General features: G+C 62.3%; 21 protein-coding genes. 6 read left to right on the top strand and 15 right to left on the bottom strand.

Annotated features, from left to right (window positions below; all coding sequences use genetic code 11):
• The first annotated feature begins 180 nt into the window (after window positions 1-180).
• The 4 genes from EPN31_RS07135 (at window position 181) to EPN31_RS07120 (ending at window position 3823) form a co-directional block, all read left to right on the top strand.
• The gene (locus EPN31_RS07135) at window positions 181-1497 is read left to right on the top strand and encodes an MFS transporter (protein ID WP_291771193.1); all 1317 of its coding nucleotides are present in this window, start codon (window positions 181-183) and stop codon (window positions 1495-1497) included.
• Between the two features lie 10 nt (window positions 1498-1507).
• Window positions 1508-2227, top strand: coding sequence for an aspartate/glutamate racemase family protein (locus tag EPN31_RS07130; protein ID WP_291771191.1), 720 nt, complete (start codon window positions 1508-1510; stop codon window positions 2225-2227).
• A 46-nt stretch (window positions 2228-2273) separates the two neighbouring features.
• Window positions 2274-3020, top strand: coding sequence for an aspartate/glutamate racemase family protein (locus EPN31_RS07125; protein WP_291771188.1), 747 nt, complete (start codon window positions 2274-2276; stop codon window positions 3018-3020).
• A 62-nt stretch (window positions 3021-3082) separates the two neighbouring features.
• Entirely contained in the window at window positions 3083-3823 is a 741-nt protein-coding gene (locus tag EPN31_RS07120; RefSeq protein ID WP_291771185.1) for a GntR family transcriptional regulator, read from the top strand.
• 37 nt (window positions 3824-3860) lie between these two features.
• On the opposite strand, the gene EPN31_RS07115 is transcribed toward EPN31_RS07120, so the two are convergent.
• The 10 genes from EPN31_RS07115 to EPN31_RS07070 form a co-directional block, all read right to left on the bottom strand.
• Window positions 3861-5420: an amidase family protein gene (locus tag EPN31_RS07115; protein WP_291771182.1), complete on the bottom strand. Its 1560-nt coding sequence runs from the start codon at window positions 5418-5420 to the stop codon at window positions 3861-3863.
• 147 nt (window positions 5421-5567) lie between these two features.
• A complete protein-coding gene (locus EPN31_RS07110; RefSeq protein ID WP_291771179.1) occupies window positions 5568-6269 on the bottom strand; it encodes a YjbE family putative metal transport protein in 702 nt (233 codons plus the stop codon).
• A gap of 52 nt (window positions 6270-6321) precedes the next feature.
• A complete protein-coding gene (locus tag EPN31_RS07105) occupies window positions 6322-7545 on the bottom strand; it encodes a CaiB/BaiF CoA-transferase family protein (protein ID WP_291771176.1) in 1224 nt (407 codons plus the stop codon).
• Between the two features lie 12 nt (window positions 7546-7557).
• Window positions 7558-8337 carry an enoyl-CoA hydratase-related protein gene (locus EPN31_RS07100; protein WP_291771173.1) on the bottom strand — a complete coding sequence of 260 codons (780 nt, stop codon included), beginning with the start codon at window positions 8335-8337 and terminating at the stop codon, window positions 7558-7560.
• A 39-nt stretch (window positions 8338-8376) separates the two neighbouring features.
• Window positions 8377-9900 carry a tripartite tricarboxylate transporter permease gene (locus EPN31_RS07095; protein WP_291771170.1) on the bottom strand — a complete coding sequence of 508 codons (1524 nt, stop codon included), beginning with the start codon at window positions 9898-9900 and terminating at the stop codon, window positions 8377-8379.
• Window positions 9901-9921: 21 nt separating this feature from the next.
• Window positions 9922-10431 (bottom strand): tripartite tricarboxylate transporter TctB family protein, encoded by a 510-nt coding sequence (locus tag EPN31_RS07090; protein WP_291771167.1) that lies wholly within the window; start codon window positions 10429-10431, stop codon window positions 9922-9924.
• 33 nt (window positions 10432-10464) lie between these two features.
• Window positions 10465-11454: a tripartite tricarboxylate transporter substrate binding protein gene (locus EPN31_RS07085; RefSeq protein ID WP_291771205.1), complete on the bottom strand. Its 990-nt coding sequence runs from the start codon at window positions 11452-11454 to the stop codon at window positions 10465-10467.
• 104 nt (window positions 11455-11558) lie between these two features.
• The gene (locus EPN31_RS07080) at window positions 11559-12767 is read right to left on the bottom strand and encodes an aminotransferase class V-fold PLP-dependent enzyme (protein WP_291771164.1); all 1209 of its coding nucleotides are present in this window, start codon (window positions 12765-12767) and stop codon (window positions 11559-11561) included.
• Between the two features lie 59 nt (window positions 12768-12826).
• Complete coding sequence (locus EPN31_RS07075; RefSeq protein ID WP_291771161.1) at window positions 12827-13240, bottom strand: heme-binding protein; 414 nt, start codon at window positions 13238-13240, stop codon at window positions 12827-12829.
• A gap of 25 nt (window positions 13241-13265) precedes the next feature.
• Window positions 13266-16274, bottom strand: coding sequence for an FAD-binding and (Fe-S)-binding domain-containing protein (locus EPN31_RS07070; protein WP_291771158.1), 3009 nt, complete (start codon window positions 16272-16274; stop codon window positions 13266-13268).
• Window positions 16275-16457: 183 nt separating this feature from the next.
• Here EPN31_RS07070 and EPN31_RS07065 point away from each other — a divergent pair, with 183 nt between their 5' ends.
• Window positions 16458-17192 carry a GntR family transcriptional regulator gene (locus EPN31_RS07065; RefSeq protein WP_291771155.1) on the top strand — a complete coding sequence of 245 codons (735 nt, stop codon included), beginning with the start codon at window positions 16458-16460 and terminating at the stop codon, window positions 17190-17192.
• 167 nt (window positions 17193-17359) lie between these two features.
• Entirely contained in the window at window positions 17360-19534 is a 2175-nt protein-coding gene (locus tag EPN31_RS07060) for a malate synthase G (protein ID WP_291771153.1), read from the top strand.
• A gap of 56 nt (window positions 19535-19590) precedes the next feature.
• Here the strand turns inward: EPN31_RS07060 and EPN31_RS07055 are convergent, their stop codons facing one another.
• From EPN31_RS07055 to EPN31_RS07035, 5 genes are all read right to left on the bottom strand, one after another.
• Window positions 19591-20781: an acetylornithine transaminase gene (locus EPN31_RS07055; protein ID WP_291771150.1), complete on the bottom strand. Its 1191-nt coding sequence runs from the start codon at window positions 20779-20781 to the stop codon at window positions 19591-19593.
• Window positions 20782-20836: 55 nt separating this feature from the next.
• Window positions 20837-21730, bottom strand: a complete 894-nt coding sequence (locus EPN31_RS07050) for an EamA family transporter (protein ID WP_291771148.1) — start codon at window positions 21728-21730, stop codon at window positions 20837-20839.
• An 84-nt stretch (window positions 21731-21814) separates the two neighbouring features.
• Window positions 21815-22105, bottom strand: coding sequence for an antibiotic biosynthesis monooxygenase (locus EPN31_RS07045; protein ID WP_291771145.1), 291 nt, complete (start codon window positions 22103-22105; stop codon window positions 21815-21817).
• An 84-nt stretch (window positions 22106-22189) separates the two neighbouring features.
• Window positions 22190-23326, bottom strand: coding sequence for an ABC transporter ATP-binding protein (locus EPN31_RS07040; RefSeq protein ID WP_291771143.1), 1137 nt, complete (start codon window positions 23324-23326; stop codon window positions 22190-22192).
• Window positions 23327-23334: 8 nt separating this feature from the next.
• The gene (locus tag EPN31_RS07035; RefSeq protein WP_291771140.1) at window positions 23335-25056 is read right to left on the bottom strand and encodes an iron ABC transporter permease; all 1722 of its coding nucleotides are present in this window, start codon (window positions 25054-25056) and stop codon (window positions 23335-23337) included.
• Window positions 25057-25060: the final 4 nt, after the last annotated feature.

Here is a 25060-nt window from a genome sequence, read left to right as displayed (position 1 = left end):
CTCCATTCTTGGCTCTCGATCACGCCGAGGCCGGCTCCAGGCAACTCATGAATGAAATCATATTTTCTCAACAATATTGTTGACACTAGTGTAAACACTAATTCTGACACCCTCACCAGGAAGGTAGCATAGGCTCGTCAAAGATAAGCGCCCACCCGGGCTCATATGACGGAGACAACCATGAACAAAGCCGCAACTGCGATGCCCGCACTCGCACTCTCTGACGCCGCCGAGCCGACGCGCGTTCGATGGCGCATCTTTCTGCTGATGCTTCTGCTGATTTCCATCAACTACATCGACCGTGCCTCCATCTCGGTGGCGATGCCCCTGATCGGCAAGGACTTCGACATCGGACCCGCCACCCAGGGGATACTCCTGAGCTCGTTCTTCTGGACCTACGCTTTCATGCAGATCCCCGGCGGCATGCTGGCCGACCGATTCGGCCCCCGGAAAACGATCGTCGGCGCGACGATCGGATGGGGTCTGTTCCAGGCCATCGCCAGCGTCTGCACCGGCTGGGTCGGCCTGGCTGCCACACGTCTGGGGCTGGGTGCCGCCGAAGCGCCCATCTACCCGGCCGGCGGCAAGCTCAACGGCATCTGGATGACGCAGACCGAACGCGGGCGCGGTGCCACGCTGCTCGATGGCGGCGCGCCACTGGGCTCCGCCCTGGGCGCCCTGGTGATTTCCGGGCTGATTGCCTGGTTCGGGTCCTGGCGAATCGCCTTCATCGTGGCCGGCGTCGGGACGATGTTCGCGGGCTGGCTGGCCTGGCGCGTCATCCGCGATCACCCGCGGCAGCACCCGGCTGTCAATGATGCGGAAGCCGAATACATTGAATCCGCCCACGCCGCCGACGCAGCCCTGGAACCGGACACATCCAGGGGAACCCTGATCCAGTTCCTGGGCTACCGGTCTGTGTGGGGGATGTTTTTCGGCTGGATGTTCTTCAACACCCTCTTTTATGGGCTGCTGACCTGGATGCCCAATTACCTGGCCGCAGTACATGGCTTCAACATCAAGGAAATGGGTGGGGCGGTCTTCATCATGTTCTTTGCCGGCTTCATCGGCGAACTCGTAGGCGGCTGGATCGCCGACAAATGGATCAGCGCCGGCGCCCGCCAGGGACGGGTCCTGCGGACCCTGTTCGGGATCGCATCCATCCTCGCGACAATCGCCATCTTCAGCGTGTCTGAAGTGAAAAACCCCATCGCCGTCGTCGCCCTGTTGTCGGCCACGCTGTTCTTCCTGCGCTGGTGCGGAGTCTTCTGGGCAATCCCATCCATCATCGGCACCCGGAAGCGGGTCGGTTTCCTGGGCGGTTTCATGAACCTCGGCGGCAACTTCGCCGGGATCGGGGTGCCCATCATCGTTGGCCTGATCGTTCAGAACACTGGTTCATACTTCTACGCGCTGATGATGTTCACCGGCGCCGGCATCGGGCTCCTCATCACCTCGACGATGCTGATCGACTACGACAAGAAGATCCCCATCTGAGAGGCCAGGCATGACAGCCAGAAAATTCATCGGGGTGCTGACCCCGTCTTCGAACACGGCACTGGAGCCGCTGACCAGCGCGATCGTGGCCGGAGTCCCCGGTGTATCGGCCCACTTCTCGCGCTTTACGGTGACGGAGATCTCCATGCGCCAGCAGTCGGTGGGCCAATTCGATATCAACACCATCCTGCAAGCGGCACGCCTGCTGGCTGACGCCAAAGTCGGCGTCATCTGCTGGAGCGGGACGGCCGCAAGCTGGCTGGGCGTCGAACAAGACATCGCGCTGTGCCGCGCCATCGAACGGGAAACGGGCATCCCCGCGACCACCTCGGTCCTGGCCCTGAACGAACTGCTGCAGCGCGCCGGCGTCCGCAAACTGGGACTCGTATCACCCTATATCGAAGAGGTGCAACGGCGCATCATCGGCAACTATCGGGCGATGGGGATCGACTGCTCACAAGAGGCGCACCTGGGGTTGACAGTCAATCACGAATTCGGGCTCGTGGAACCGGACACGCTGGCGCAACTGCTGCGAACCGTCGCCCAATCCCGCCCGGACGCCATGACCGTGATGTGCACGAACCTGCGCGCCGCGCATCTGGCCGACGCGCTGGAGCGCGAAACCGGCATCCCCATCTACGATTCTGTCTCGGTGGTTGTCTGGAAGGCGCTGCAGATGATGGGATTCCCACCTGGAACCGTCAAGGGCTGGGGGAAACTGTTCGACTGACCGCCCCAGGCCAAACGCCCAAACCACACATCCACAGGATCCCACCATGCGGCTACTGATCATCAACCCAAACACATCCACCAGCGTCAGCGACCTGATCGACGCTGAAGCCCGCCGTGTCGCCGCGCCGGATACGCAAATCACGACGCTGACGGCACAACTCGGTGTCGCCTACATCGAGACGCGTTTCGAATCCCTGATTGCCGGCTACGCCACCGCACTGCTGGCGGCCGAACACGCGTCAAACCACGACGCGATGATCGTGGCGGCTTTTGGGGACCCCGGCATCACAGGGTTGCGAGAGGCCATGGACATCCCGGTCGTGGGCCTGACCGAGGCCGCACTGATGACGGCCAGCATGCTCGGCCAGCGCTTCTCCATCATCGCCATCTCGTCACGGATCACGTCCTGGTATCGGGAGAATGTGGAACGCAATGGCCTGTCGTCGCGTCTGGCCAGCATCCGAAACCTTCAGGATCCACTGCGCGACATAGGGACCGTCCAGGATGACCACGCCGAAAAACTGGTCGCACTGTGCCAGGAAGCTGTGACGCACGATCATGCCGACGTCATCATTCTGGCTGGTGCCCCGCTGGCCGGGCTGGCCCGCCGGGTCAAGGACCGGCTGCCGGTCCCTGTGGTGGACGGCGTCTCGAGCGCCGTCTGCCACGCCGAGACCCTGGCCAAGCTCGCCCCAACGGGCGCCGTCGAAGGCAGCTTCGCCCGGCCGCCCATCAAACCGAACACCGGCCTGCCCACTGCGCTGGCCGACCTGCTGGCCCGCCGCAGCTGAGGCCGCCGGATCACGCAGAACACGTTCGCCGAACGCCATGAGAACCATCTCGCGCTGCTAAAATGCTGGACATGCAACTGAAAGCGTCAGACAACACCACCGACGACGTGCCAGCGCGCACACCGCACAAACCACGCGACCTCGGTCCTTCCGAGATCGCGGACAAGCTGTACACGGCCATTCTCGAACACCGCATTCCGCCGGGGACCAAGCTGGCCGAAGGGCGTCTGGCGACCATCTTTTCCGTCAACCGGGCCCGCATCCGCGAGGTGCTGGCGCGTCTGGCGCACGACCTGGTGGTCGAACTGGTGCCGCACCAGGGCGCCTACGTAGCCAAGCCGACCGTTCAGGACGCCAGAGACGTTTTCGAGGCACGCCGCCTGATCGAGCCATTCACAGTTCGCAAATTGATCACCACGCTGACCGACCGAACGAAGACGCAGTTGCAGCAGCATCTGGCACGCGAAGAGGAAGCCCGCCGGCGGCACGATCAGCCCAGCATCATCCGGCTGTCCGGCGAATTCCACGTCCTGCTGGCCGAACTCGTCGAGAACTCGGCGCTGCTGCGCACGACCCGCGAGCTCTCGACCCAGACCTGCCTGATCATCAGCCTCTATAGCGCATCCACCACGCTTAGTTGCCGGGCGGACGAACACGCATGCATCGTCCACGCCATCACCGAAAAAGACGAGAAATCCGCCGTCGAACTGATCGTGCGCCATCTCGACCATATCCAGGAAAGCCTGGCATTGGATCCGGTCGATACCGAGGTGGATCTCGAGGCACTGTTCACACAGGACTGACACGGCCCGTTTCGCAGAATCGCAAACGGGCCGGATTTCACTCCGATAACGGTGGTGTGGACCGAGGCGGTTTTCTCGCGTTCGCAGCCTGCTCGAAGCTGTAGGCCGCATGCAGCAGCGTGAACTCGGACCATGGCCGGCCCAGGATCGACAATCCTACCGGGACCCCGAGCGGGGCAGCCTGTGTGGGGGCTGAAAAACCTGCCGGAAGGGTAATTTCAGGGAATCCGGTCAACGCCGCAAGGTGCCCGTTCCGGGCGGGCTGATTGAGCGTACTGATCTCCGCAACCAGCTCCCGCTGTTCCGGGAATACCAAGACGTCCAGCTGGTTCTTGGCCATGAAGTTCGCCAGTTCAATCCGCAGGTCCCGGATGTTGGTGATGCGCTTCCAGTACTCCGGTTCGTTCATGCCATGATTTTCAGCATCGAGCAGAAAGCTCTGCAGTGTCTGCTTGTCATAGCCTCCGGACGCCAGAACCTCCTGCAAGGTATGCACGGGAACATGATCGCCTTGGCCCGCAAGATAACCATTGAGCAGTTGCTGGTACTCGAACTTCTGCACATCATCTGTCTTGCCCAGCATGTCGGTAAAGAACTTCGGGTTTTCGACTTCGACAACAACGGCCCCTTGCTGCTTCATGATGTCGATGGCGTGCGCCATGACCTTGTTGACGGGCCGATTTTTCTCCTCGTTTCCGAACAGCGTCTTCAGGACACCAACACGCAGATTCTTCAGCCCATCCGGCTTCAGTGCGCTGACATAGGACGGTGCGACATGGCCGACTGCCAGGCCAGTCTTGGGGTCCTCCGGATCGTATCCAGCCATCACTTGCAACATGATCGCCACGTCGCTAACCGTACGGGCAAGAGGGCCTGCGGAATCCTGCGTCGCCGATACCGGAATAATCCCGGCACGGCTAACCAGCCCATTCGTCGCGCGGAAACCCACCACGCTATTGGCAGAAGCCGGCGACCGAACGGAGTTGACCGTGTCGCTGCCCGTGCCCGCCAGCGCAAAATTGGCCGCGAGTGCAGCGCCTGTCCCGCCAGAAGACCCGCCCGGTGTGCGCGTCAGATCATAGGGATTCTTCGTCTGGCCACCCAGCGAGCTCCGCGTGACACCCGTCAGCGCAAATTCGGACAGATTCGTCTTGCCGAGCACCAGTGCACCTGCCTTGCGCAACCGTGCCACGACAGTGGCATCCTTGGCGGGCTGGGCCTTCTGCAATGACTTCGAACCACCTGTGGTCGGCATATCCTTTGTGTCGTAATTGTCTTTCAGGACGACAGGCACACACCACAACGGCGGCAGGCTGCTGCCCGCCTTGTGCGCAGCATCCATGCGGTCGGCCTCTTTCAACACCGCGGGATTGACATACAACATCGTGTTGATGGCTGCGCCCTTCTGGTCGTACGCATGAATCCGGTCAAGATAGAACTCGACCAGGTCATGACACGTCAGCGCGCCTGCTGCAAACTGTGCCCGCGTACCCTGAATCGTCGCTTCCATTAGCTTGGCCGCATCCGGTTTCGCCTGCGCCGGAGCTGCGGCTACTCCCGTCAAGACAGCCATGAGCAAGATTGCATTCCGTCTCATACACTCCTCCCTGGAAAAACTCCGACCCCCGGATCCTCACCGGAGCTCGGGTTGATGGAACTCAGCCGTCCGCCCGATGCGCCCGCGACTTCTGTTCGAACGGATGGGCAATTTCACACGCTGGGAGTTCATGGAGGAGCCGGGGAATCAGCAGTCTGATTCGGCGCCGCGCCCCATCAGCTTCCCCGTCGCCAGGACGATGACGGCACCCAGCCCGCCGGCGGCTGCGATCAACGCCTCTTGCGACACGCTCAATGCCCTCAGCACAGCCGCAACCCAGTCATGAAGGCCAGGGTCGGACACCAGCATCTCGCCTGCGATATAGCCGATCAGAGCGCCGCCCACCCAGACAATGAACGGAAAACGCTCCGTCACCTTCAAGAGCAACGCGCTGCCGAATACCACCAAGGGAATGCTGATTCCAAGCCCCAGAATCAGCAGCACGAGACTGCCGTTGGCCGCCGCAGCAACGGCCACGACGTTGTCGAGGCTCATCACCAGATCGGCAACGATGATGGTCCGGATCGCGGCCAGCATGCTGTTCTGCTGCCGGATCGATTCACCACCGTTCTTGTCGGGCAGCACCAGCGAAATCCCGATATAAAGCAGCAGGAACCCGCCCACCACCTTCAACCAGGGCAACAGCAACAGCTCGGCCGCCACCAGCGTGAGCACGACACGCAGCACCACAGCAGCCCCCGCCCCCAGGGCAATCGCCGGGACCTGCCGGGACTCCGGCAACGAACGGGCCGCGAGCGCGATCACGACGGCGTTGTCGCCCGAGAGCAGAATATTGACCCAAATGACCTCCAGCAAACCCAGCCAGAAAGCCGGTGTATCCAAAGCCATTTCAGATCGGCCTCTGAGGAACGTTCCGCATCATGTCCAGAACCGGAGCCATTCAAACCTCCGATGCATCGACAACCACACCAGCGGCAACGAAGTGTGCAATCTGCCCCTCGTCATAGCCATACTCCAGGAGCAGTTCACGTGTGTGCTGACCCAGCACCGGCGCCGGACGGTCGACCCGCGTGGGAGTCAGGGAAAAATGGATCGGACACCCCAGCGCCTGCGTGTGCCCCGCCTGCGGGTGCTCCAGCTCGATCACCATGCCGCGCGCGAGGGCCTGCGGATGGCTCAGTGCCTGGCCGATCGTGTTCACCGGACCTGCGGGCACCCCTGCGGCGTCAAACGCTTCCACCCAGAAGGCCGTATCTTGCATCTTCAGCACGTCGCTCATGACTGCGCACAGGTCCTGGATGTTCTCCATGCGCCTGGAATTGGTCTCGAACCGGGGGTCGCTGCGCCATTCTGGATGTCCCAGAACCTCGGCGATCCGCTGCCAGTTCCCCTGGTTGGCACCACCGATGTTGACCCAGCCATCACGCGTGGGAAATGCCTGATAGGGCGCCGTCAGCAAATGGGCCGACCCGGTGGGTCCAGGGGACTCGCCCGTCGCAAAATAGCTCGCCGCCTGCCAGTACGTCTGCTGCATGGCCGCCTCCATCAGGGAGGTGTCCACGACCTGTCCCTGGCCGGTCTTCAGCTTGTGGGCGTAAGCCGCCAGGATCCCGGAGACCGACAAAAGGCCCGCGTTGATGTCGGCCACCGAATTGCCCGTCTTGACTGGCGGGCGCCCAGGCTCACCAGTCACGGACATGAGCCCCGAAAAGCCCTGAGCGATCAGGTCGAAACCGGCCTTGGCGCGATAGGGGCCCGTCCGGCCATACCCCGAGACGGCGCAATAGATGAGCCCTGGGTTGATCGCGTGTAGCACGTCATATTCCAGTCCCAGCTTTTCCATGGTGCCCAGCCGGTAATTTTCGGTCAGCACATCGGCATCCCGGACCATGCGCAGCAGGATTTCCTTGCCCTCGGGATCCTTCAGGTTGATGGCCATCCCGCGCTTGTTCCGGTTCAGGATCATGAAGGGCGCCGAGACGCCATTGACGGCGGGCTCGCGGTAGCCGCGCGAATCGTCGCCGCCCGGCAGTTTCTCAATCTTGATGACATCGGCCCCCATGTCGGCCAGCATCATGCCGCACGTGGGGCCCGCCATGATCTGGGAAAGCTCCAGGACCCGCATGCCCGCAAGCGGTCCCGGATGCCTGCTAGTCGTGCTCATTGGCTCATTCCCTCAAAGTGCACGGAAGGCCGGCTTGCGCTTGGCCAGGAAGGCGTCATAGCCCTCGCGGAAATCTTCGGTATCGAAGCAATCGAAACAGGTCTCGTGCTCCGCATCGGAAATCGGCTCAGGCTCCTGGATGCGCCGAATGAATGCCTTGTGCCAGCGTGCCGCCAGCGGAGCACCCTCCACGATGCGCTGCACCGTCGCACGGACTTCCTCGGCCACCTGATCGTCGGGTACCACCCGCGTGACCAGGCCCTTGGCCAGGGCCTCCTGCGCACCGAAGACCCGGCCTTCCAGCAGGATCTCCCGCGCAATACCGGGCCCCACCAGAGCGACCAGGGGCGCGAGCTCGTGGTAGGACATGACCAGCCCCAAATTCTTGATCGGCACCCCGAAGCGGCTGGACTCACCGCAGATCCGAAGATCGCACAAAGACGCGATCTCCAGCCCGCCCCCGACGCAGATACCATGGATCTGAGCCACCACAGGATGCCGGCATTGCTCCAGCGCCTGGAGCGTGTCGCGCATCACCTGCCCATAGCGAATGGCCTGGGCCTTGTTGGCCCGTTCCGTCCGGAACTCAGAAATGTCGTTGCCCGGCGAAAAGGACTTTTCACCGGCACCCCGAACCACCACGCAACGGACCGAATCATCGTCCGATAGCTGGCGCATGGCCTCTCCCAGCTCGCGCCACAGAGGCTTGGTCAGCGCATTGAGCTTCTCCGGCCGGTTCAGCGTGACAGTGGCCACCCCTGCGTCACGTTCCAGCATCACGAATTCAGGCATTCGACCGGCCTCCAATGTCCATGGGTTCCAGGGTCATGATCACGACCTGCTCTCTACGGCTTGATGGGACACGCCCCGGCGCAGCAGGCGCCATACGAACAGCACCAGCGGCCAGATCAACAGCAGGACGGCGAGTCCGGTGATGGTCGCCACCAGCCCGTTGGACCAGAAAACGTGCAACCCGGTGTTGGGCCCCAGCATGGCCTGCCGGAAGGCGTCTTCCATCCGGTCACCCAGCACCAATGCCAGCACCAGCGGCGCCAATGGGTAATCCAGCTTCTTCAGGACATAGCCGACCACACCGAAGAGCGCCATGTACCACACATCCAGCAGCGCATTGTGTACGGTGTAAGCGCCAATCGCGCACAGCACGATGATGATGGGGGCGATGATGGCGAACCGAATCCGAAGGACCGCGGCAAAGAACGGCACGGTGGACATCACCAGGATCAATCCGACGATATTGCCCAGATACATGCTGGCAATCAGCCCCCAGACGAAGTCCTTGTGCTCGGTGAACAGCATGGGGCCAGGATCCAGCCCCCAGATCATCAACCCGCCCAACAGCACGGCTGCCGTCGCCGAGCCCGGGATCCCGAGCGCCAGCATGGGCAGCAGGGCCGACGTACCCGCGCCATGCGCCGCCGTCTCAGGCGCAATGACGCCCTCGAGTTCGCCCGTACCGAACCTGTCCCGGCGTGGCGAGAAGCGTTGCGCAATTCCGTATCCCATGAAGGACGCCGCCGTGGCACCCCCCGGCGTCACTCCCATCCAGCAGCCGATCAGCGTGCTGCGGATGATGGTCGCCCAGTAGCGTGGCAATTTCTTCCAGGTTTGCAGGACGACCTTGAGATTGATCTTCCCGGTCTTCCCCTCGAAGGCCAGCCCCTCTTCCATGCTGACCAGGATCTCGCCAATGCCGAACAGGCCGATCACCACCACCAGGAAATCGATGCCCCGCAGCAGGCCCGGCATGCCAAAAGTCATGCGAAGCTGGCCGCTCACCGTGTCCATCCCGATCTCCGACAGGCCGAACCCCAGCATCATGGAGATGATGGTCTTGAACGGCGCCTTCCTGTCCGTCCCCACAAAGCTGCAGAACGTCAGGAAAAAGACGGCAAAGAACTCGGCAGGCCCGAATCTCAAGGCGAACCTGGACACCAACGGCGCCAGGAAGGTAATCAGCAACACGCCGACCAACGCACCGATGAACGAACCCGTGAAGGACGTCGTCAAAGCCTCGCCGGCCCTGCCCTGCTGCGCCAGCGGATAGCCGTCGAAGGTGGTCGCCACCGACGAAGGCTCGCCCGGGATATTGAACAGAATGGAGGTAATGGCACCCGCGAACAGTGATCCCCAGTAGATGCAGGACAGCATGATGATCGCCGAGGTGGGAGACATGCCGAACGTCAGCGGCAGCAAAATCGCCACACCGTTTGGCCCCCCCAGCCCGGGCAGAACACCGATGATCACACCCAGCACCAGGCCGATGATCATCATCCCGACGTTGTACCAAGTCATCAGGATGGAAAAGCCGTGGAACAGGGCTTCTATGTTTTCCATGAAATGTGACTCCTGCTCGTCTCAGTAGCCGAAGAAGGCTTCAAGTGGCCCTTTTGGCAGGGGCACCATGAATTGAATCTCGAACATCCAGAACAGCACCACGTTCACGCCAATGCTGACCGCGATGGTCTGCAGCCAACTGGTTTTGCCCAGGGCACGCATGAACCCACCAATGAAGATGGCCGATGCCACATAGATGCCGACGTACTGAATCAGAAAGACATAAGCCACCGTCGGTATCAGCACGATCAGCACGCGCCTGAGCTGATCCCATGTGACGAAGACCTTGAGATTCCGGCCTTTGCCAAAGAGCGCCTGAAAGCAGACGACAGCCGCCGCGATACAAAGGATTGCGCCGATATGAAACGGGAAATAGCCGGGCTGGGGCCCGCCGGTGCCCCAGCCGGCACCGATGCGCGAGTTATCGGCCATCATGACTACACCGAGGAAGAAGATCACAACAGCGGTGATGGCTCCGACACCGCTGTAGGTCAGCCCCTTCCCGCTTCGTTCAACAGGTGTCGGATCCATTCGTGTCTCCTGTAGGTTCCGGGTGATGGATCGCTATTTGGCCGCGAGACCAGCTTCTTCCATGACCTTCTTGTGATAGGCCTCGTCCTGGGTCAGGAAGTCCGTGAACGCCTTGCCGGTCCGATAGTCCGAGTGGAGCGCCTGCTTGGTCACATAAGCCTTCCATTCGGGCGTCTCGACCACCTTCTTCAGCATGTTGGCGTAGAAATCGGCCTGTTCCTTGGTCGTGTCCGGAGGCAGGAAGAATGCGCGCAGCATCTGGTACTGAACGTCGTAGCCCGCTTCCTTGCAGGTCGGGATGTCATGCCAGGAAATGCCGTTGGTGACGACGTCGTTGTAGACCATGCGATGCTCCGAGAACACGCAAAGCGGCCTGAGCGCCCCACCGCGCCACTGGGCGATGTTTTCGCTGGGGTTGTTGACGTTGGAATCGATGTGCTTGCCCACCAGTTGGGTCGCGGCTTCCCCGCCGCTCTTGTATGGCACATACGTGAAGCGGACACCAGCGGCCTTGTCCAACGCCTCGGTGACGATCTGGTCTTCACGCTTGGCGCCCGTGCCGCCCATCTTGAACTTGCCGGAAGGTGCCGCCTTCACAGCGTCCAGATATTCCTTCGCCGTCTTGTAGGGCGTGGCCGAATTGACCCAGAGGAGGAACTCGTCCTGAGCAATCATCGCAACCGGGTTGAGATCGCGCCAGTTGAAGGGAAGCTTGACGGCTATCGGCAAGGTATAAATGGCTGAGAAGGCCACCATCAGCTTGTAGGGATCGCCTTTGGATGCCTTCGTATCCATGATCCCTTCCGCACCGCTCGCGCCGCCCTCGTTGACAACCAGCATCGAGGGTTTCATCAGCTTGTGCTCCAGCACGATGTGCTGAATCATGCGCGCCATCTGGTCCGAAGCCCCGCCCGCTCCTGCCGGGACGATCACCTCGACGTTGCGCGTGGGCTCCCAGCCTGCAGCCGCAGCGGGCGTCGCCAAACCAACCGCCATGGCCAGCGGAACCGCCGCCAGCGCCATCTTCCTGAATCCGTTTTGATGGAATTTCATCGTTGTCTCCTGTAGATTGAACCACCTGTGAACTGCGGGGACGTCGGCGCCGCGCCTCCACGCGGCACCACTTCTCATTCCTGTAGTGGCCTGGATCGCACCTCGGATTGCTCAGCCAGGTATGCCATGGCCGCCTGAACACCCCCTTTCTGGTGGGGCACATGCGCAAGTTCGAGCCCCATTTCCACACCTGCCAGTGTCCCGCACACCGTCAGGTCATTGATGTCACCCAAGTGCCCGATGCGGAAAACCTTGTCCTTGACCTTGCTCAGCCCCTGGCCCAGGGACATGTTGAAATGCTCCAGCACCACCTTGCGAAAGGCGTCGGCTCCGTGGCCTTCGGGCATCATCACTGCGGTCAGCGAAGGGCTGTAACGCTCGGGATCCGAGCACAGAATCTCCAGTCCCCAGGCGCGCACGGCCCGCCGTGTGGCTTCGGCATGACGCTTGTGCCGGGCGAAGACGGTTTCCAGCCCCTCGGCGAAGAGCATTTCCAGCGCTTCATGCAGCCCATAGAGCAGGTTGGTGGATGGCGTGTACGGAAAGTACCCCGTTTCATTACTGGTGATCATGGCCTGCCAATCCCAGAACGAGCGCGGCAGTGTGTTCTTTTCGCTGGCGGCGAGCGCCTTGCTGCTGACCGCGTTGAAAGACAGGCCTGGCGGCAGCATCAGCCCCTTTTGAGAGCCGGCGACGGTGACGTCCACGCCCCATTCATCATGGCGGTAGTCGATCGAGCCCAGCGACGATATCGTGTCTACCATCAGCAGCGCGGGATGACCCGCGCGGTCGATGGCATCGCGTACCGCCTTGATGTCGCTGGTCACCCCGGTAGCCGTCTCGTTGTGCACGACGCACACGGCCTTGATTTCATGCCGCGCATCCTTCCGCAGGTGTGCCTCGATGTCCTTCGGGTCCACGGCGCGGCGCCAGTCCCCCGGCAGGAATTCGACCCGGATGCCCAGGCGCTCGGCCATCTTCTTCCACAACGTGGCAAAGTGGCCGGTCTCGGCCATGAGCACCAAGTCACCGGAAGACAGTGTATTCACCAGCGCGGCCTCCCAGGCCCCGGTGCCGGAGGCCGGATAGATCACGACGTGGCCTTCCGTGCGGAAGATCTTTCTCATGCCTGCCAGGACGGACCGCCCCAGCGCGCCGAACTCAGGCCCGCGGTGATCGATGGTCGGATGGTCGATGGCGCGAAGAATCCGGTCGGGGACGTTCGTGGGGCCAGGAATCTGAAGGAAGTGGCGCCCGGACGGGTGGGTGCTCAGTTGCAGCATCGTGTAGGGTCCTTGAGTGATTGAATTGAAAACGGGCAGATCTTTGCAAGAAGGTCCGTTCAGCGTTGTGTCGCCATGAATGCAGCGATACCAGCCTTGCCGATCTCCACATCCTGGCTGGATTTCACGCCCGAGACACCGATCGCGCCCACCACCGCCCCGTCCACCACGATGGGCACACCGCCTTCCAGCATCACGCCCCCAGGAACGGAGAGGTAGGCGTACCGCCCCCCATTGATCATCTCCTCGTATCCGCTCGACTCCCGACGGCCTAGCGCGGACGCCCGGGCTTTGCCCGGAGAGATCACCGCCGTCGCGGGAGCTGCACCATCCAGCCGCTTCAGGCCCAGCAGATGGCCGCCATCATCGACCACCGAAATCGTGACCTTCCAGTCATGTTCAACCGCATATCGGCTGGCCGCCTCAATGATTGTTTGCACATCGTCCATCGCCAGTACTGGCTTCGTTTTCATATTCACTCCTGTCAATCAATTGCATTTACGCCAGAGCACGCTCCAGCACCCTCGCCACATGCTCCGCGTGACGGCCGGAACCATCCGCGATCTGATGCCGGCAGCTCGTGCCGTCCGCCACGATCAGATCGTCCGGGCCAGCCTGCCGCACCGCCGGAAGCAGCGACAGCTCAGCCATCTTCATCGACACGTCGAAGTGGCCGGCATCGTAGCCAAAGCTCCCGGCCATGCCGCAGCAACTGGATTCGATGAGGCTGACTTCCAGATCCGGGATCAGCCCCAGCACGGTCTGCACGGGCCGCACCGCATCGAAAGCCTTCTGGTGGCAATGACCATGCAGCAGAGCGCGCTTCGACGACAGCGCCTTGAGCGGCAGGTTCAACCGCCTCGCACCATGCTCGCGCGCCAGAAATTCCTCGAACAGGAACGACTGATGCGCCAGCGCCTTGGCGTCTTCGCCCAGCCCCATGACCAGGAATTCGTCCCGCAAGGAGAGCAGGCAGGACGGTTCCAGGCCCACGATGGGGACGCCTCTGGCGACAAAAGGCTGCAAGGCCCGGATGACTCGGCGTGCTTCCTCGCGCGCCTGGTCGACCAGACCGACGGACAAGTAGGTGCGGCCGCAGCAGAGCGCCCGATCCTGTTCCGGATCCGAGGCAGCAGCGCGGGCGACATGCACGCGGTAGCCGGCCGCCTGCAGCACCTTCAGGGCTGAACGGGCGTTTTCGGAATCCAGATAATTGTTGAACGTGTCGGCAAACAGGACCACGTCGGCATCTTCCAGATGGTCGCGCGGCGCCCCCGAGAGAAAGGTGTCGCGCCGCCATCTGGGCAGCGATCGCCGTGCGGAGAAACCGAGAAGCTTTTCGGACAGCCAAGCCGCCCCTGGAACCTGATCACGCAAATTGAAGACCATGGGGAAGCGCGCCGCCCACGGAGCCCACCTCGGCATGGAGGCGATGAGCCTGTCCTTCAGGCTCATGCGGTGTCCCTTGTGCCACTGGTACAGGAACTCGACTTTCATCTTGGCCATGTCGACGCCAGTCGGGCACTCGCGCTTGCAGCCCTTGCACCCGACGCACAGATCCAGGCTCTCGCGCACTTCCTCGGACGTGAATGCCCCCGGCCCTAACTGCCCCGACAGCGCCAGGCGGAGGGTATTGGCCCTGCCGCGCGTCAGATGGCGTTCGTCGCGCGTGACGCGATAGCTCGGGCACATGGTACCGGCATCGAACTTGCGGCAATGACCGTTGTTGTTGCACATCTCGACGGCCTTGCTGAAACCCTTGGTCGGGTCACTACCCGAACCAGGCGCACCCACCGTCTGGCTCGCGGGATCCTGCGTGACATTCCAGGCCGACCAGTCCAGCGCCGGCTCGAAAGGCAACACCTGGTACGAAGGCTTGAACCGGAACAGCGTGGTGTCGTCCATCTTCGGGCCGCGCACGATCTTGCCCGGGTTCATCAGCCCCTTTGGGTCGAACAGCTCTTTGATTTCCTCAAAAGCCTTCGTCAGGGACGGCCCGAACTGCCAGGAAATCCATTCGGTGCGTGACAGGCCGTCGCCATGCTCGCCGGAGTAGGCCCCCTTGTACTCCCGGACCAGCTCACTGGCCTCTTGGGCGATCGAACGCATGAGCGCTGCACCCCCCGTGCGCATATCCAGAATCGGCCGGACGTGCAGGGTTCCCACCGATGCATGGGCGTACCAGGTACCGCTCGTTCCATACTTCTTGAAGACATCAGTCAGCCGGCTGGCGTACTCGGCCAGGTGCTCCAGCGGCACTGCGCAATCCTCGATGAACGACACGGGCTTGCCATCGCCCCGCATGCTCATCATGATATTCAGGGCCGCCTTGCGCACCCCCCACAGGGCCTTCTGGTCCGCCATCTGAGGAATCCGCACCACGCTGCCGGGCAGGCCCAGATCACCCATGAGCTCCGCCAGGCGATCCAGGTTGCCTAGCGGGGCCCCCCGGGAATATCCGGTGAATTCCACCAGCAGCAGCGCCTTGGGATCGCCCGTCAGGGCGCGGTCGATGACCGGACCGAATGCTGGATTGTCATGCGCCAGATCGATCATGGTCCGATCCACCAGCTCCACCGCTTCGGGACCCAATTTCACGATGTGCTGGGCTGCATCCAGCGCACGATACAGGCTGGGGAAGTTCACGACGCCGAGAACTTTGTGTTCCGGCAGGCGGGAGAGCTTGAGCGTGAGCCGGCGCGTAATGGCCAGCGTGCCCTCGCTACCGACCAGCAGGTGCGCCAGATTGACGCGACCATCGGCGGTATAGGGCCGTACGCTTTGCGGGTTGAAGATGTCCAGGTTGTAGCCGCCCACCCGGCGCAGGACCTTAGGCACCGTGCGGGCGATTTCGTCATGCTCGCGCACCGCGATCCTGCGCAGTTGCTGCACGATCTGGTCGAAGCGGGAACCATTGGCTGTCATCTGCTTCAACGGCCCGAAATGTCCCTCGGCGCCATCGGCCAGAAGGACATCCACCCCCAGGACGTTGTGCACCATGTTCCCGTAGACGATGGAACGGGATCCGCAGGAATTGTTACCCGCCATGCCGCCCAGGGTGCACTGGGCCGAGGTGCTGACGTCCACCGGAAACCAGAGACCATGCGGGCGCAGCCAGGCATTGAGCTGATCGAGGACGATCCCCGGCTCTACGGTCACGGTCATGCCCTCAGCGTCGAAACCCACGACACGATTCAGATACTTGCTGTGGTCCAGCACCAGCGCCTGGCCCACGGTCTGACCGCATTGGGAAGTCCCGGCCCCACGCGCGACGAAAGGCGCCTGCAGTTCGTTGCAGATATCGACTGCGGCACGAACGTCCTCGAACGTCCTGGGCACCAGGACCCCGATGGGATCCACCTGGTAGATGGACGCGTCGGTGGAATACCGCCCCCGATCTGCCCGACCAAACAGGACCTCGCCCTGAACGTCGCGCGCCAGGCGCTCTGCAAGCTCGTTGCGCTTGGCACCCGGATGAATGACCTTCGCTGGAACCGCTATGTCCATGATCAGGTGTCGCCGCAGCAAGCCAGAGGTCGGCCGCGCCTTAATTTTGAATTCAAAATACTTTATCAAAAGAACTTATCAAAAGAAACTACCGCGGTGACGTCCAGCATCCGTAATTTCCCTAGAAGAGCCCTAAAAAACGGATGTGATAAGATTTAGTCGACTCGTTACATTATTTTTTGTATGCAAAATTCGTCTCCTCTACTCAGTCCGTCCGAGTCGACACCGCTCTCTAAGGTGACGCGCCTCCAGCTCCACGACGTGATCGTGGAGCGCCTGCGCAACTTCGTGGTAGAGGGCTCGGTCGCGCCGGGGACCAAGCTCAACGAGCGCGAACTGTGCGACACATTCGGCATTTCCCGCACTCCGCTGCGTGAAGCCATCAAGGTGCTGGCCGCCGAGGGCCTGGTCGAGATCACCCCCAACCGAGGCGCCTCGATCTACCGCATGTCCGAGGCCGAACTCCGCGAAATGTTCGAACTCATGAGCTGTCTGGAAAGCTTTTCAGGGCAGCTGGCGTGCGAACGCATCACGGCAGAAGAAGTGACGCGGATCAAGGCCATGCATTATGTCATGCAGGCCTGCCACACCCAGAAGGACCTGCCGGGTTACTACAAGCAGAACAGCCTGATTCACGACCACATCAACCAGGCCGCCCGAAACGCCGCGTTGCGCCAGGTCTATCTGACGACCAACCGCCGCCTGCAAGCACTGCGCTTTCGGTCCAACTTCGAAACGGCGAAGTGGGACAAGGCAATGGCCGAACACAGCGAGATGATCGAGGCGCTGGAAGCCCGCAACGGCCAACGGCTGGCCGCCATCCTGCGCCAGCATCTGCTGGAAAAACGCGACGCCGTCCTCCGCGTCCTGGCCAGCGACAGATCGAACGATCCGACGGGCGGAAAAGGAATCGCCTAAAGACCCGCCACGGGTGGCCTGTCACTGAAGTTGTGATACGGAAACGGTCGAATCACGGCTTGAGTACATACTTTAAATACATGCTGAATATACCCTCCAGTCTTTCAACTCTTATATAAGACTACCTATAATGCCCTTTAACGCATAAGCTCCAACAGGAAGGCCATATGTCTGACCGAATCTCCGTTCACGGACTCCAGGTGGCAGCCTCGCTGCACCAATTCATCGAACACGAAGCCCTGCCCGGCACCGGCGTCAAGCCGGCTGCCTTCTGGGAAGGTCTTTCAGCCATCGTCCACGATCTGGCTCCCAAAAACCGGGCCTTGCTGGCCGAGCGCGACCGCATCCAGGCAGACATGGATCAGTGGTACAAGCAGCATCCGGGCGCTGTGAAAGACCCGGCGGCCTACCGTGCCCACCTGAAAAAGATCGGCTACCTGAAGGACGCACCGGCACACGTCGCGGTCACCACGGCCAACGTGGACACGGAGATCACCGAGCAGGCGGGCCCGCAGCTCGTGGTGCCGATCACGAATGCGCGCTATGCGCTAAATGCCGCCAACGCCCGCTGGGGCAGCCTGTACGACGCGCTCTATGGGACCGACGCAATTTCGGACGAGGGCGGCGCCGCGAAGACGGCCGGCTACAACCCGAAGCGCGGGGCCAAGGTCATCGCCTTTGGTCGCCAGTTCCTGGACGACAACATTCCGCTGGCCAGCGGCTCGCACGCCGACGCGGTGAGCTACCGGGTGGTGGGCGGCGTGCTGGAAATCGGTCTGAAGAACGGCAGCAAGACCAGCTTGCGCAACGTGGAAGCCTTTTTGGGCCATCGGGGTCACGCTGAATCGCCCGAGGCGGTCGTGCTGCGCCATCACGGCCTGCACTTCGAAATTCAGTTCGACGCACAGCACGCCATCGGCAAGACCGACCCCGCGCACATGAAGGACATTCTGCTGGAATCAGCAGTCACCACCATCATCGACCTGGAAGACTCGATCGCCGCCGTAGACGCCGAGGACAAAGTCCTGGCGTACCGCAACTGGCTGGGCCTCATGAAGGGCGACCTGACCGAGGATCTGGTCAAGAACGGCAAGAAGATCACCCGCCGCCTGAACCCGGACCGCGAATACACAGCCCGCGACGGCAGCCGAGGCGCATTGCACGGGCGCTCGCTGCTGTTCATCCGCAACGTCGGTCACCTGATGACGAATCCGGCCATCCTGGATCGCGACGGCCACGAGGTTCCCGAAGGCATTCTGGACGCCACTTTCACGTCGCTCATCGCGATGCACGACCTGAAGGCGCGCCTGAACTCGCGCACAGGCTCGATCTACATCGTCAAACCCAAGATGCACGGGCCGGACGAGGTCGCCTTCGCCAGCGAACTCTTTGGCCGTGTCGAGAAGGTCCTGGGCCTTGCCCCCGACACGATCAAGATGGGCATCATGGACGAGGAACGCCGGACCAGTGTGAATCTGAAGGCCTGCATCGCGGCCGCCACCGCGCGCGTGATCTTCATCAATACCGGCTTCCTGGATCGCACCGGCGACGAGATCCACACATCCATGCGCGCTGGAGCCCTGGTCCGCAAAGGCGACATGAAGAACGAGCCGTGGATCAAGGCGTACGAACTCAATAACGTCCAGGCCGGCCTGGGATGCGGTCTACGCGGCCATGCCCAGATCGGCAAAGGCATGTGGGCCATGCCCGACTTGATGGCCGCCATGCTGGAACAGAAAATTGGTCATGTGAAGGCTGGCGGCAACACCGCGTGGGTGCCCTCGCCCACAGCCGCGACGCTGCATGCCCTGCACTACCACATGGTGGACGTGGTGCAGGTCCAGAAGTCGCTGGAGGGCCACCACGAGGACTACACCGACCGCATTCTGACCGTGCCGGTCGCCGCGAATACCAACTGGACGCCGGACGAGATCCAGCAGGAGCTGGACAACAACTGCCAGGGTATCCTGGGTTATGTGGTGCGCTGGATCGACCAAGGCGTGGGGTGTTCCAAAGTCCCCAACATCCATGACGTCGGGCTGATGGAAGATCGCGCCACGCTGCGCATTTCCAGCCAGCACATTGCCAACTGGCTGATGCATGGCATCACCAAACGCGATCAGGTCGAAAAGACCCTGCGCCGCATGGCCGCCGTGGTGGACAAGCAGAACGCCGGTGATCCGCTGTACGAGCCCATGGATGGCCATTTCGACACGTCCTGCGCGTTCAAGGCGGCCAGCGACCTGATTTTCCGGGGCCTGGAACAGACCAATGGCTACACGGAGCCGCTGCTGCACCACTGGCGCCAGGTGAAAAAGGCCGAACAGGCGAAGAAAGCCTGATCACGCCGCCCCGGCCCGCCCTGAAGGCAGGCCGGGACATCATGGCGTCAGGCAGATCAGCGGCGCACCTGGGTGACCAGTTCATCCAGCCACAGCAGCATTGTGTCGATTTCGTCGGCGCTGACGTTCAGCGCCGGCATGAAGCGCAGCAGATTGCCGCGTGGGGCGTTCAGCAGCAGCCCCTCGGGTGTACGCTCGCGCGCCGCCTTCACCAGGGCCGGCCCGTCGTCCCTATCCATGATCAGCGCACGCAGCAGGCCCGCGCCGCGTTCTCCCTTCATGCCCCACTTCGAGGACAGCCGGTTCAGGCCATCGGACAGCTGCTGCGCGCGCGCATTCACGCTATCCAAAAACCCCGGCGCGGTCAGCGTATCAAAGATCGCCACACCGACAGCAGTCATCAGCGGGTTTCCGTTGTAGGTCCCGCCCTGGTCGCCGTGCTCGAAGCAGCTCACGGCCTCGCGCGCGCATAGCGCCGAGAGCGGAACACCACCACCGATGCCCTTGCCCAGGGTCATGATATCGGGCTCGATACCTGAATGCTGATAGGCGAAGAGACGCCCCGTGCGGCCCATGCCCGTCTGGACTTCGTCCACGATGAGCAGCAGCCCACGCTCACGCGTGAGCGTGCGCAGGCCCTGCATGAACTCGCGCGTCGCCGGGATGACGCCACCCTCGCCTTGCACAGGCTCGAGCATGACAGCCACGGTCTGGTCGTCGATCAGCGCCCGCACCGAATTCAGGTCGTTCAGGTTCGCCTTCGGGAAACCGTCCACCTGGGGTGCAAACTTCTTGTCCCAACCCGGCTTGCCAGATGCCGACATGGTGGCTAGCGTGCGGCCATGGAAGCTGTGATCGAAGGTGATGATCTTGTAGGCGCCCTTGCGGTGCAGCTGCCCCCATTTGCGGGCGAGCTTGATCGCGCCTTCGTTGGCTTCAGCCCCGCTATTGGCGAAAAACACCCGATCGAAGCAGGACGCATCGACGATGCGCCTGGCCAGGTCGATCGACGGCTGGTTGTAGAAAGCGGGCGACGGATTGAACAGCGTATTCGCCTGGCGCATCAGCGCCTCTATCATCACCGGGGCATTGTGCCCAAGACAGTTCACCGCCCAGCCCTGCATGAAATCCAGATAACGCTTGCCGGTCTGGTCTTCCAGCCAGGAGCCCTGGCCGCGCACGAAGATCAGTTCGGGCCGCGAAGTGATTTCCATCAGGGCGTTGAGCCCTGCACGATCAATAGCCATGGGTCAGTTTCCACTCCAGGAAGCGCGGCGCACGCGCGCCGCCAAAGCGCTTATTTTAGGACGGTTGCAGGACACCCCGCAGCCTCGCGAGCCACCGGCCGCCAAACAGATTGATCACCAGTCCGATCAACACCACAAAGCCGCCCGCCCACTGCCAGAACCCCAGGTGTTCACCCAGAAACCAGTCGGCGCATAGCAGGCCAACGACCGGAATCAGCAAGCTCAGCGGTGCCACCTTGGCCACCGGATGTCTGGCAAGCAGCCGCCCCCACAGCACATAACCCACCAGTGTCGCAATCCCCGACAGATACACCACCACCCAGACGAGCCGCCACCCGGCATGCATCAGGCTATCGGCGACCCGTCCGGTACCCTCGAACCCCAACGACAGCAGCAGGAACGGGACGGGCGGCAGGAGCGCGCCCCACACCACCAGCGACAGCATGCTGACGGGGCCGGCGCACTTCAGCGTCACGTTTCCTGTAGCCCAGCTCAGGGCTGCCACAAGCGTCAAGACGAAACCGAGGAGCGGGACTGCCGTCTGGCCACCCCCCGTGTCCAGCAACACCAGTCCCGCGACTGCCAGCCCCATTCCCAACACATGATGCGGCCGGACGCGTTCGTGCAGGACCACTGCGGCGATCATGACCGTGAAGAAGGCCTGCGCCTGCAACACCAGCGACGCCAGGCCGGCGGGCATGCCCAGATAAATCGCAAGGAACAGGAAGACGAACTGACCGAGGCAGATGGTCGCACCATAGCCCACCACGTACTTCCAGTGCACTCGCGGGTGCGGGACGAAAAACACGGCGGGAAAGGCGACGAAGAAGAACCGCAACGCGCCCAGCAGCATCGGCGGGACCGTATCCACGCCCACCTTGATGACGACGAAATTGGCGCCCCAGACCACAATCACGATCAGGGCGGCGACGATGTCCTTGAAGGGCATGAAGACTCCGGGCAACGCCCGCACCACGCAGCGCAGACCGCCTCATGACGCCCCAGATGGGCAGGATCGGCAGAAGCCGGGGAATCAGATGACAGCGCTGGCGTGCACGACGTCGGGCGCCTGGGCAAAGAACCCCCCCACCAGCCCGCGCCATTCCTGATAGTCCGGCGACTTGCGAAAGCCCTCGAGGTGATCTTCGAGCTTCTCCCAATGAATGATGAGCATGTATTCTTCGGGCTTCTCGATGACGTGATGCAGTTCGACCTGGTGGCAGCCCTTGGACCGCTTGAAGATCGCCAGCGCCTGGTGGACGGCGGCTTCAAAGCCGGCCTGCGTGCCGGGCTTCACGACGATGTGGCAGAGTTCGCGGATCATGGGGGCTCCTGTGCTGGGAAAAAGTGGCAAAGTGGCATTATGCCGCTTATGAAGCCAGATGTGCCCCGGCGAAGGGCCTACCCGTCACGCGTCGGCGTCCACCAGGATGGCCCGCTTTGCCGGAATGGACAGATACACGGCCGCACCTTCATCCAGCAAGGCTCCCGGGAACCCATGGACCCGAATGAGACCACCCGGCCAACGCACGAAGTACGTCACGATGTCGCCAAGAAGGATGCGCCGCTCGACCGTTGCCGGCCACTGATTCTCGGACGACGCCGAAGGCTGTGTCTGCAACTCGGCATAGACCGAGCGCACGGCGACCGCCTGCCTGCCATCCGGGCCGGGTTCGGGCGCCTTGTCCCGTGGCGCACAGCGAAGCGCAACACCATTGCCCGCGTCGAACACAGGGTCGGCATCGGCAGCTCCCGTCAAATGGCCCGTGATGATGTTGGCCGCCCCTATGAAATCGGCCACGAAACGGCTGCGTGGGCGATCGTAAATCTCCAGTGGCGGCCCCTCTTGTTCGATGCGACCTTCGCGCATCACGATCACCCGATTCGACATCGCCATCGCTTCTTCCTGATCATGCGTGACGTACAACGTGCTCGCCTCGAATTGCTGCTGCAGCTCCTTCATTTCCTCGCGCATGCGAGTGCGCAGGCGAGCATCCAGATTCGAGAGCGGCTCGTCGAGCAGGATGACCTTCGGACGGCACGCGTAGCTGCGCGCAAGCGCCACGCGCTGCTGCTGTCCGCCACTCAGATCAGTGGCCGGTCGCGCGGCGAAATCCTTCATGCCGACCATTTCGAGCGCCCTCGCAACCTCTGCCCGGATGTCGACGTTGTGTGGCCGGCGCGTCCGCAGACCATACGCCACGTTCTCGAACACCGTCATGTGCGGCCAGATGGCATACGACTGGAAAACCATCGAGAGATTGCGCTTCTCGGTGGGGATGTTGATGCCCTTCTCGGAGGAGAACACCACGCGCGAATCGATCACGATCTCGCCGGACGCTGGTGTCTCAAGGCCGGCGATGCAACGCAAGGTCGTGGATTTCCCGCAACCCGAAGGCCCGAGCAGCGACAGGTGCTCGCCCGGCGCCACGGCAAAGGAGATCCCGTGCACCACTACCTTGCCGCCATATGCGGCCGTCAGATTCTTCACTTCGATATAGGGTGCTACCGCAGCCATCGATGTCCTCTCTTGGTATTCGCGCATGGCCCGACTCAGGCTTGAGACCGGCCGCCACTGAGGCGGCGCACAGCAATCAGACAGATCATGATGATGCCGGCCTGGACGACCGCCAGCGCGCTCACCTTCGGCAGACCGCCCGAATCCCAGAAACTGAAGATGGCCGGGCCAAGCACCTGCGTCCCGGGCCCCGACAGGAACAGGGAAGCACTCACCTCACGCACTGAAATCATGAAAAGCAGCGCCCAGTTTGCGACGATCCCGGCCTTGAGCAACGGCATGGTGATGGTGCGCATCATCCTGGACCAGCTCGCGCCTTCCACACGCGCCGCCTCTTCCAGCGAGCGGTCAATTTGCACGATGACCCCGCTCATGCCCCGATACGCCAGCGGCAGAAACACGATCAGATAAGCAAGCAGCACGGCCCACAACGTCCCATACAACGGGATGGGCAGCGAAAGCACCATCCACAGGAACCCGAACGCGAAAATGAGGCGTGGGAACGCCTGCGGCAGCATCGTCACCTGTTCGAGCAACTGACGCCCCGCACTGTGCGACCGGTACACCGTCCAGGCAATCACAGTGGCCAGCGCAACGCCCAGCGTACCGGTACCCAGGCCCAGCAGCAAGCTGTTGCCGATCGCCTCCCGCGTCGTGGGAAAATCGATCAGCACGTAGTGGAAGTTGCTGAGCGTCCAGTGCGACGGGCTGAGCGAGAGGTCGCCGCTGCTCTGCAGCGACGCGATCAGCAGTACGCCAATAGGCAGCACCAGCGCCACCAGCACGTAGAGGCACTCAATCCCCATCAGCAACGGCGTCCAGCCGCGCATGTCCAGGCGTCGCGGACGATAGGTCTTGCCGCTCACCACGGCAAAGCTGCGCGACTTCACGGCCCGCGTGTAGAGCCACACGCCCAGTGCGGCAATGGCAATGAGCACGACACCGATCGCCGCCGCCAGCGGATAGTTTGGCGGGTAGCTCTGGAACATCACATAGATGGCCGTCGTTGCCACGTAGAACCGGGCGTTGGTTCCAAGCATGGTGGGAATCGCGAACGCACCCATCATGGAGGTGAAGACGAACAAGGCCGCACTCAGGATCGCAGGCAGAAGCAGCGGGAGCGTGATGCGCACCGCCGTATGGAACCGGCCGGCGCCAAAAATGGCGGATGATTCCTCCAGCGACGAATCCATTCGCTGCATGGCCGCGCCTATCATGAGGACCGCGACAGGCGCCTCGAAAATGGCCATGACGAAGATGATGCCCGGCACCGTGTAGATGTTGAACAACGGGTCCGTGGCACCGGTGAGCCCCCGGTAGACCTGGTTCAGGATTCCATCACCCGGCGAAGCGAGTGCACTCCACGCCAGCGCGCCGACCAGCGGCCCCAAGGGATACGGCAGGGAAATCAGCACCTCGAACACGCGCTGCCCGGGCACCGTTGTCCGGTACAGTATCCAGGCCAGCACGACTGCAATGGCAATCGCGATGACCGTGCCAATGGATGCGACCAGAAGGGTGTTGCCGATCCAGTCCAGATGCCGCCCCAACTCGGCGAAATTCGCCAGGCCGTATTCCGTCGCAGGAAGGGCCTGCGGGTCACCCACATTGAACGCGCTGGTAAACAGCAGGAACAGCGGGTAACCCAGACACGCCAGTATGAATGCCAGGGGCAGCCAGACCCTGATCGAAAAACCACCCCGGGCCCGGCTGCGGACGAGAGGACCGGCTCGCGCAGGCAGGTTGACAACAGCCATGACC

Source organism: Castellaniella sp., from assembly GCF_004321985.1.
Lineage (GTDB): Bacteria > Pseudomonadota > Gammaproteobacteria > Burkholderiales > Burkholderiaceae_B > Castellaniella.
This window is presented reverse-complemented; position numbering and strand designations above follow the sequence as displayed.

Coding starts and splice junctions, on each gene's coding strand:
- EPN31_RS07040 (WP_291771143.1), bottom strand. CDS start 23,326: ATGCGCGAATACCAAGAGAGGACATCGATGGCTGCGGTAGCACCCTAT.
- EPN31_RS07080 (WP_291771164.1), bottom strand. CDS start 12,767: ATGCTGCAACTGAGCACCCACCCGTCCGGGCGCCACTTCCTTCAGATT.
- EPN31_RS07075 (WP_291771161.1), bottom strand. CDS start 13,240: ATGAAAACGAAGCCAGTACTGGCGATGGACGATGTGCAAACAATCATT.
- EPN31_RS07115 (WP_291771182.1), bottom strand. CDS start 5,420: ATGAGACGGAATGCAATCTTGCTCATGGCTGTCTTGACGGGAGTAGCC.
- EPN31_RS07085 (WP_291771205.1), bottom strand. CDS start 11,454: ATGGCGCTGGCGGCGGTTCCGCTGGCCATGGCGGTTGGTTTGGCGACG.
- EPN31_RS07130 (WP_291771191.1), top strand. CDS start 1,508: ATGACAGCCAGAAAATTCATCGGGGTGCTGACCCCGTCTTCGAACACG.
- EPN31_RS07110 (WP_291771179.1), bottom strand. CDS start 6,269: ATGGCTTTGGATACACCGGCTTTCTGGCTGGGTTTGCTGGAGGTCATT.
- EPN31_RS07090 (WP_291771167.1), bottom strand. CDS start 10,431: ATGGATCCGACACCTGTTGAACGAAGCGGGAAGGGGCTGACCTACAGC.
- EPN31_RS07100 (WP_291771173.1), bottom strand. CDS start 8,337: ATGCCTGAATTCGTGATGCTGGAACGTGACGCAGGGGTGGCCACTGTC.
- EPN31_RS07135 (WP_291771193.1), top strand. CDS start 181: ATGAACAAAGCCGCAACTGCGATGCCCGCACTCGCACTCTCTGACGCC.
- EPN31_RS07105 (WP_291771176.1), bottom strand. CDS start 7,545: ATGAGCACGACTAGCAGGCATCCGGGACCGCTTGCGGGCATGCGGGTC.
- EPN31_RS07095 (WP_291771170.1), bottom strand. CDS start 9,900: ATGGAAAACATAGAAGCCCTGTTCCACGGCTTTTCCATCCTGATGACT.
- EPN31_RS07070 (WP_291771158.1), bottom strand. CDS start 16,274: ATGGACATAGCGGTTCCAGCGAAGGTCATTCATCCGGGTGCCAAGCGC.
- EPN31_RS07060 (WP_291771153.1), top strand. CDS start 17,360: ATGTCTGACCGAATCTCCGTTCACGGACTCCAGGTGGCAGCCTCGCTG.
- EPN31_RS07120 (WP_291771185.1), top strand. CDS start 3,083: ATGCTGGACATGCAACTGAAAGCGTCAGACAACACCACCGACGACGTG.
- EPN31_RS07125 (WP_291771188.1), top strand. CDS start 2,274: ATGCGGCTACTGATCATCAACCCAAACACATCCACCAGCGTCAGCGAC.
- EPN31_RS07035 (WP_291771140.1), bottom strand. CDS start 25,056: ATGGCTGTTGTCAACCTGCCTGCGCGAGCCGGTCCTCTCGTCCGCAGC.
- EPN31_RS07050 (WP_291771148.1), bottom strand. CDS start 21,730: ATGCCCTTCAAGGACATCGTCGCCGCCCTGATCGTGATTGTGGTCTGG.
- EPN31_RS07055 (WP_291771150.1), bottom strand. CDS start 20,781: ATGGCTATTGATCGTGCAGGGCTCAACGCCCTGATGGAAATCACTTCG.
- EPN31_RS07045 (WP_291771145.1), bottom strand. CDS start 22,105: ATGATCCGCGAACTCTGCCACATCGTCGTGAAGCCCGGCACGCAGGCC.
- EPN31_RS07065 (WP_291771155.1), top strand. CDS start 16,458: ATGCAAAATTCGTCTCCTCTACTCAGTCCGTCCGAGTCGACACCGCTC.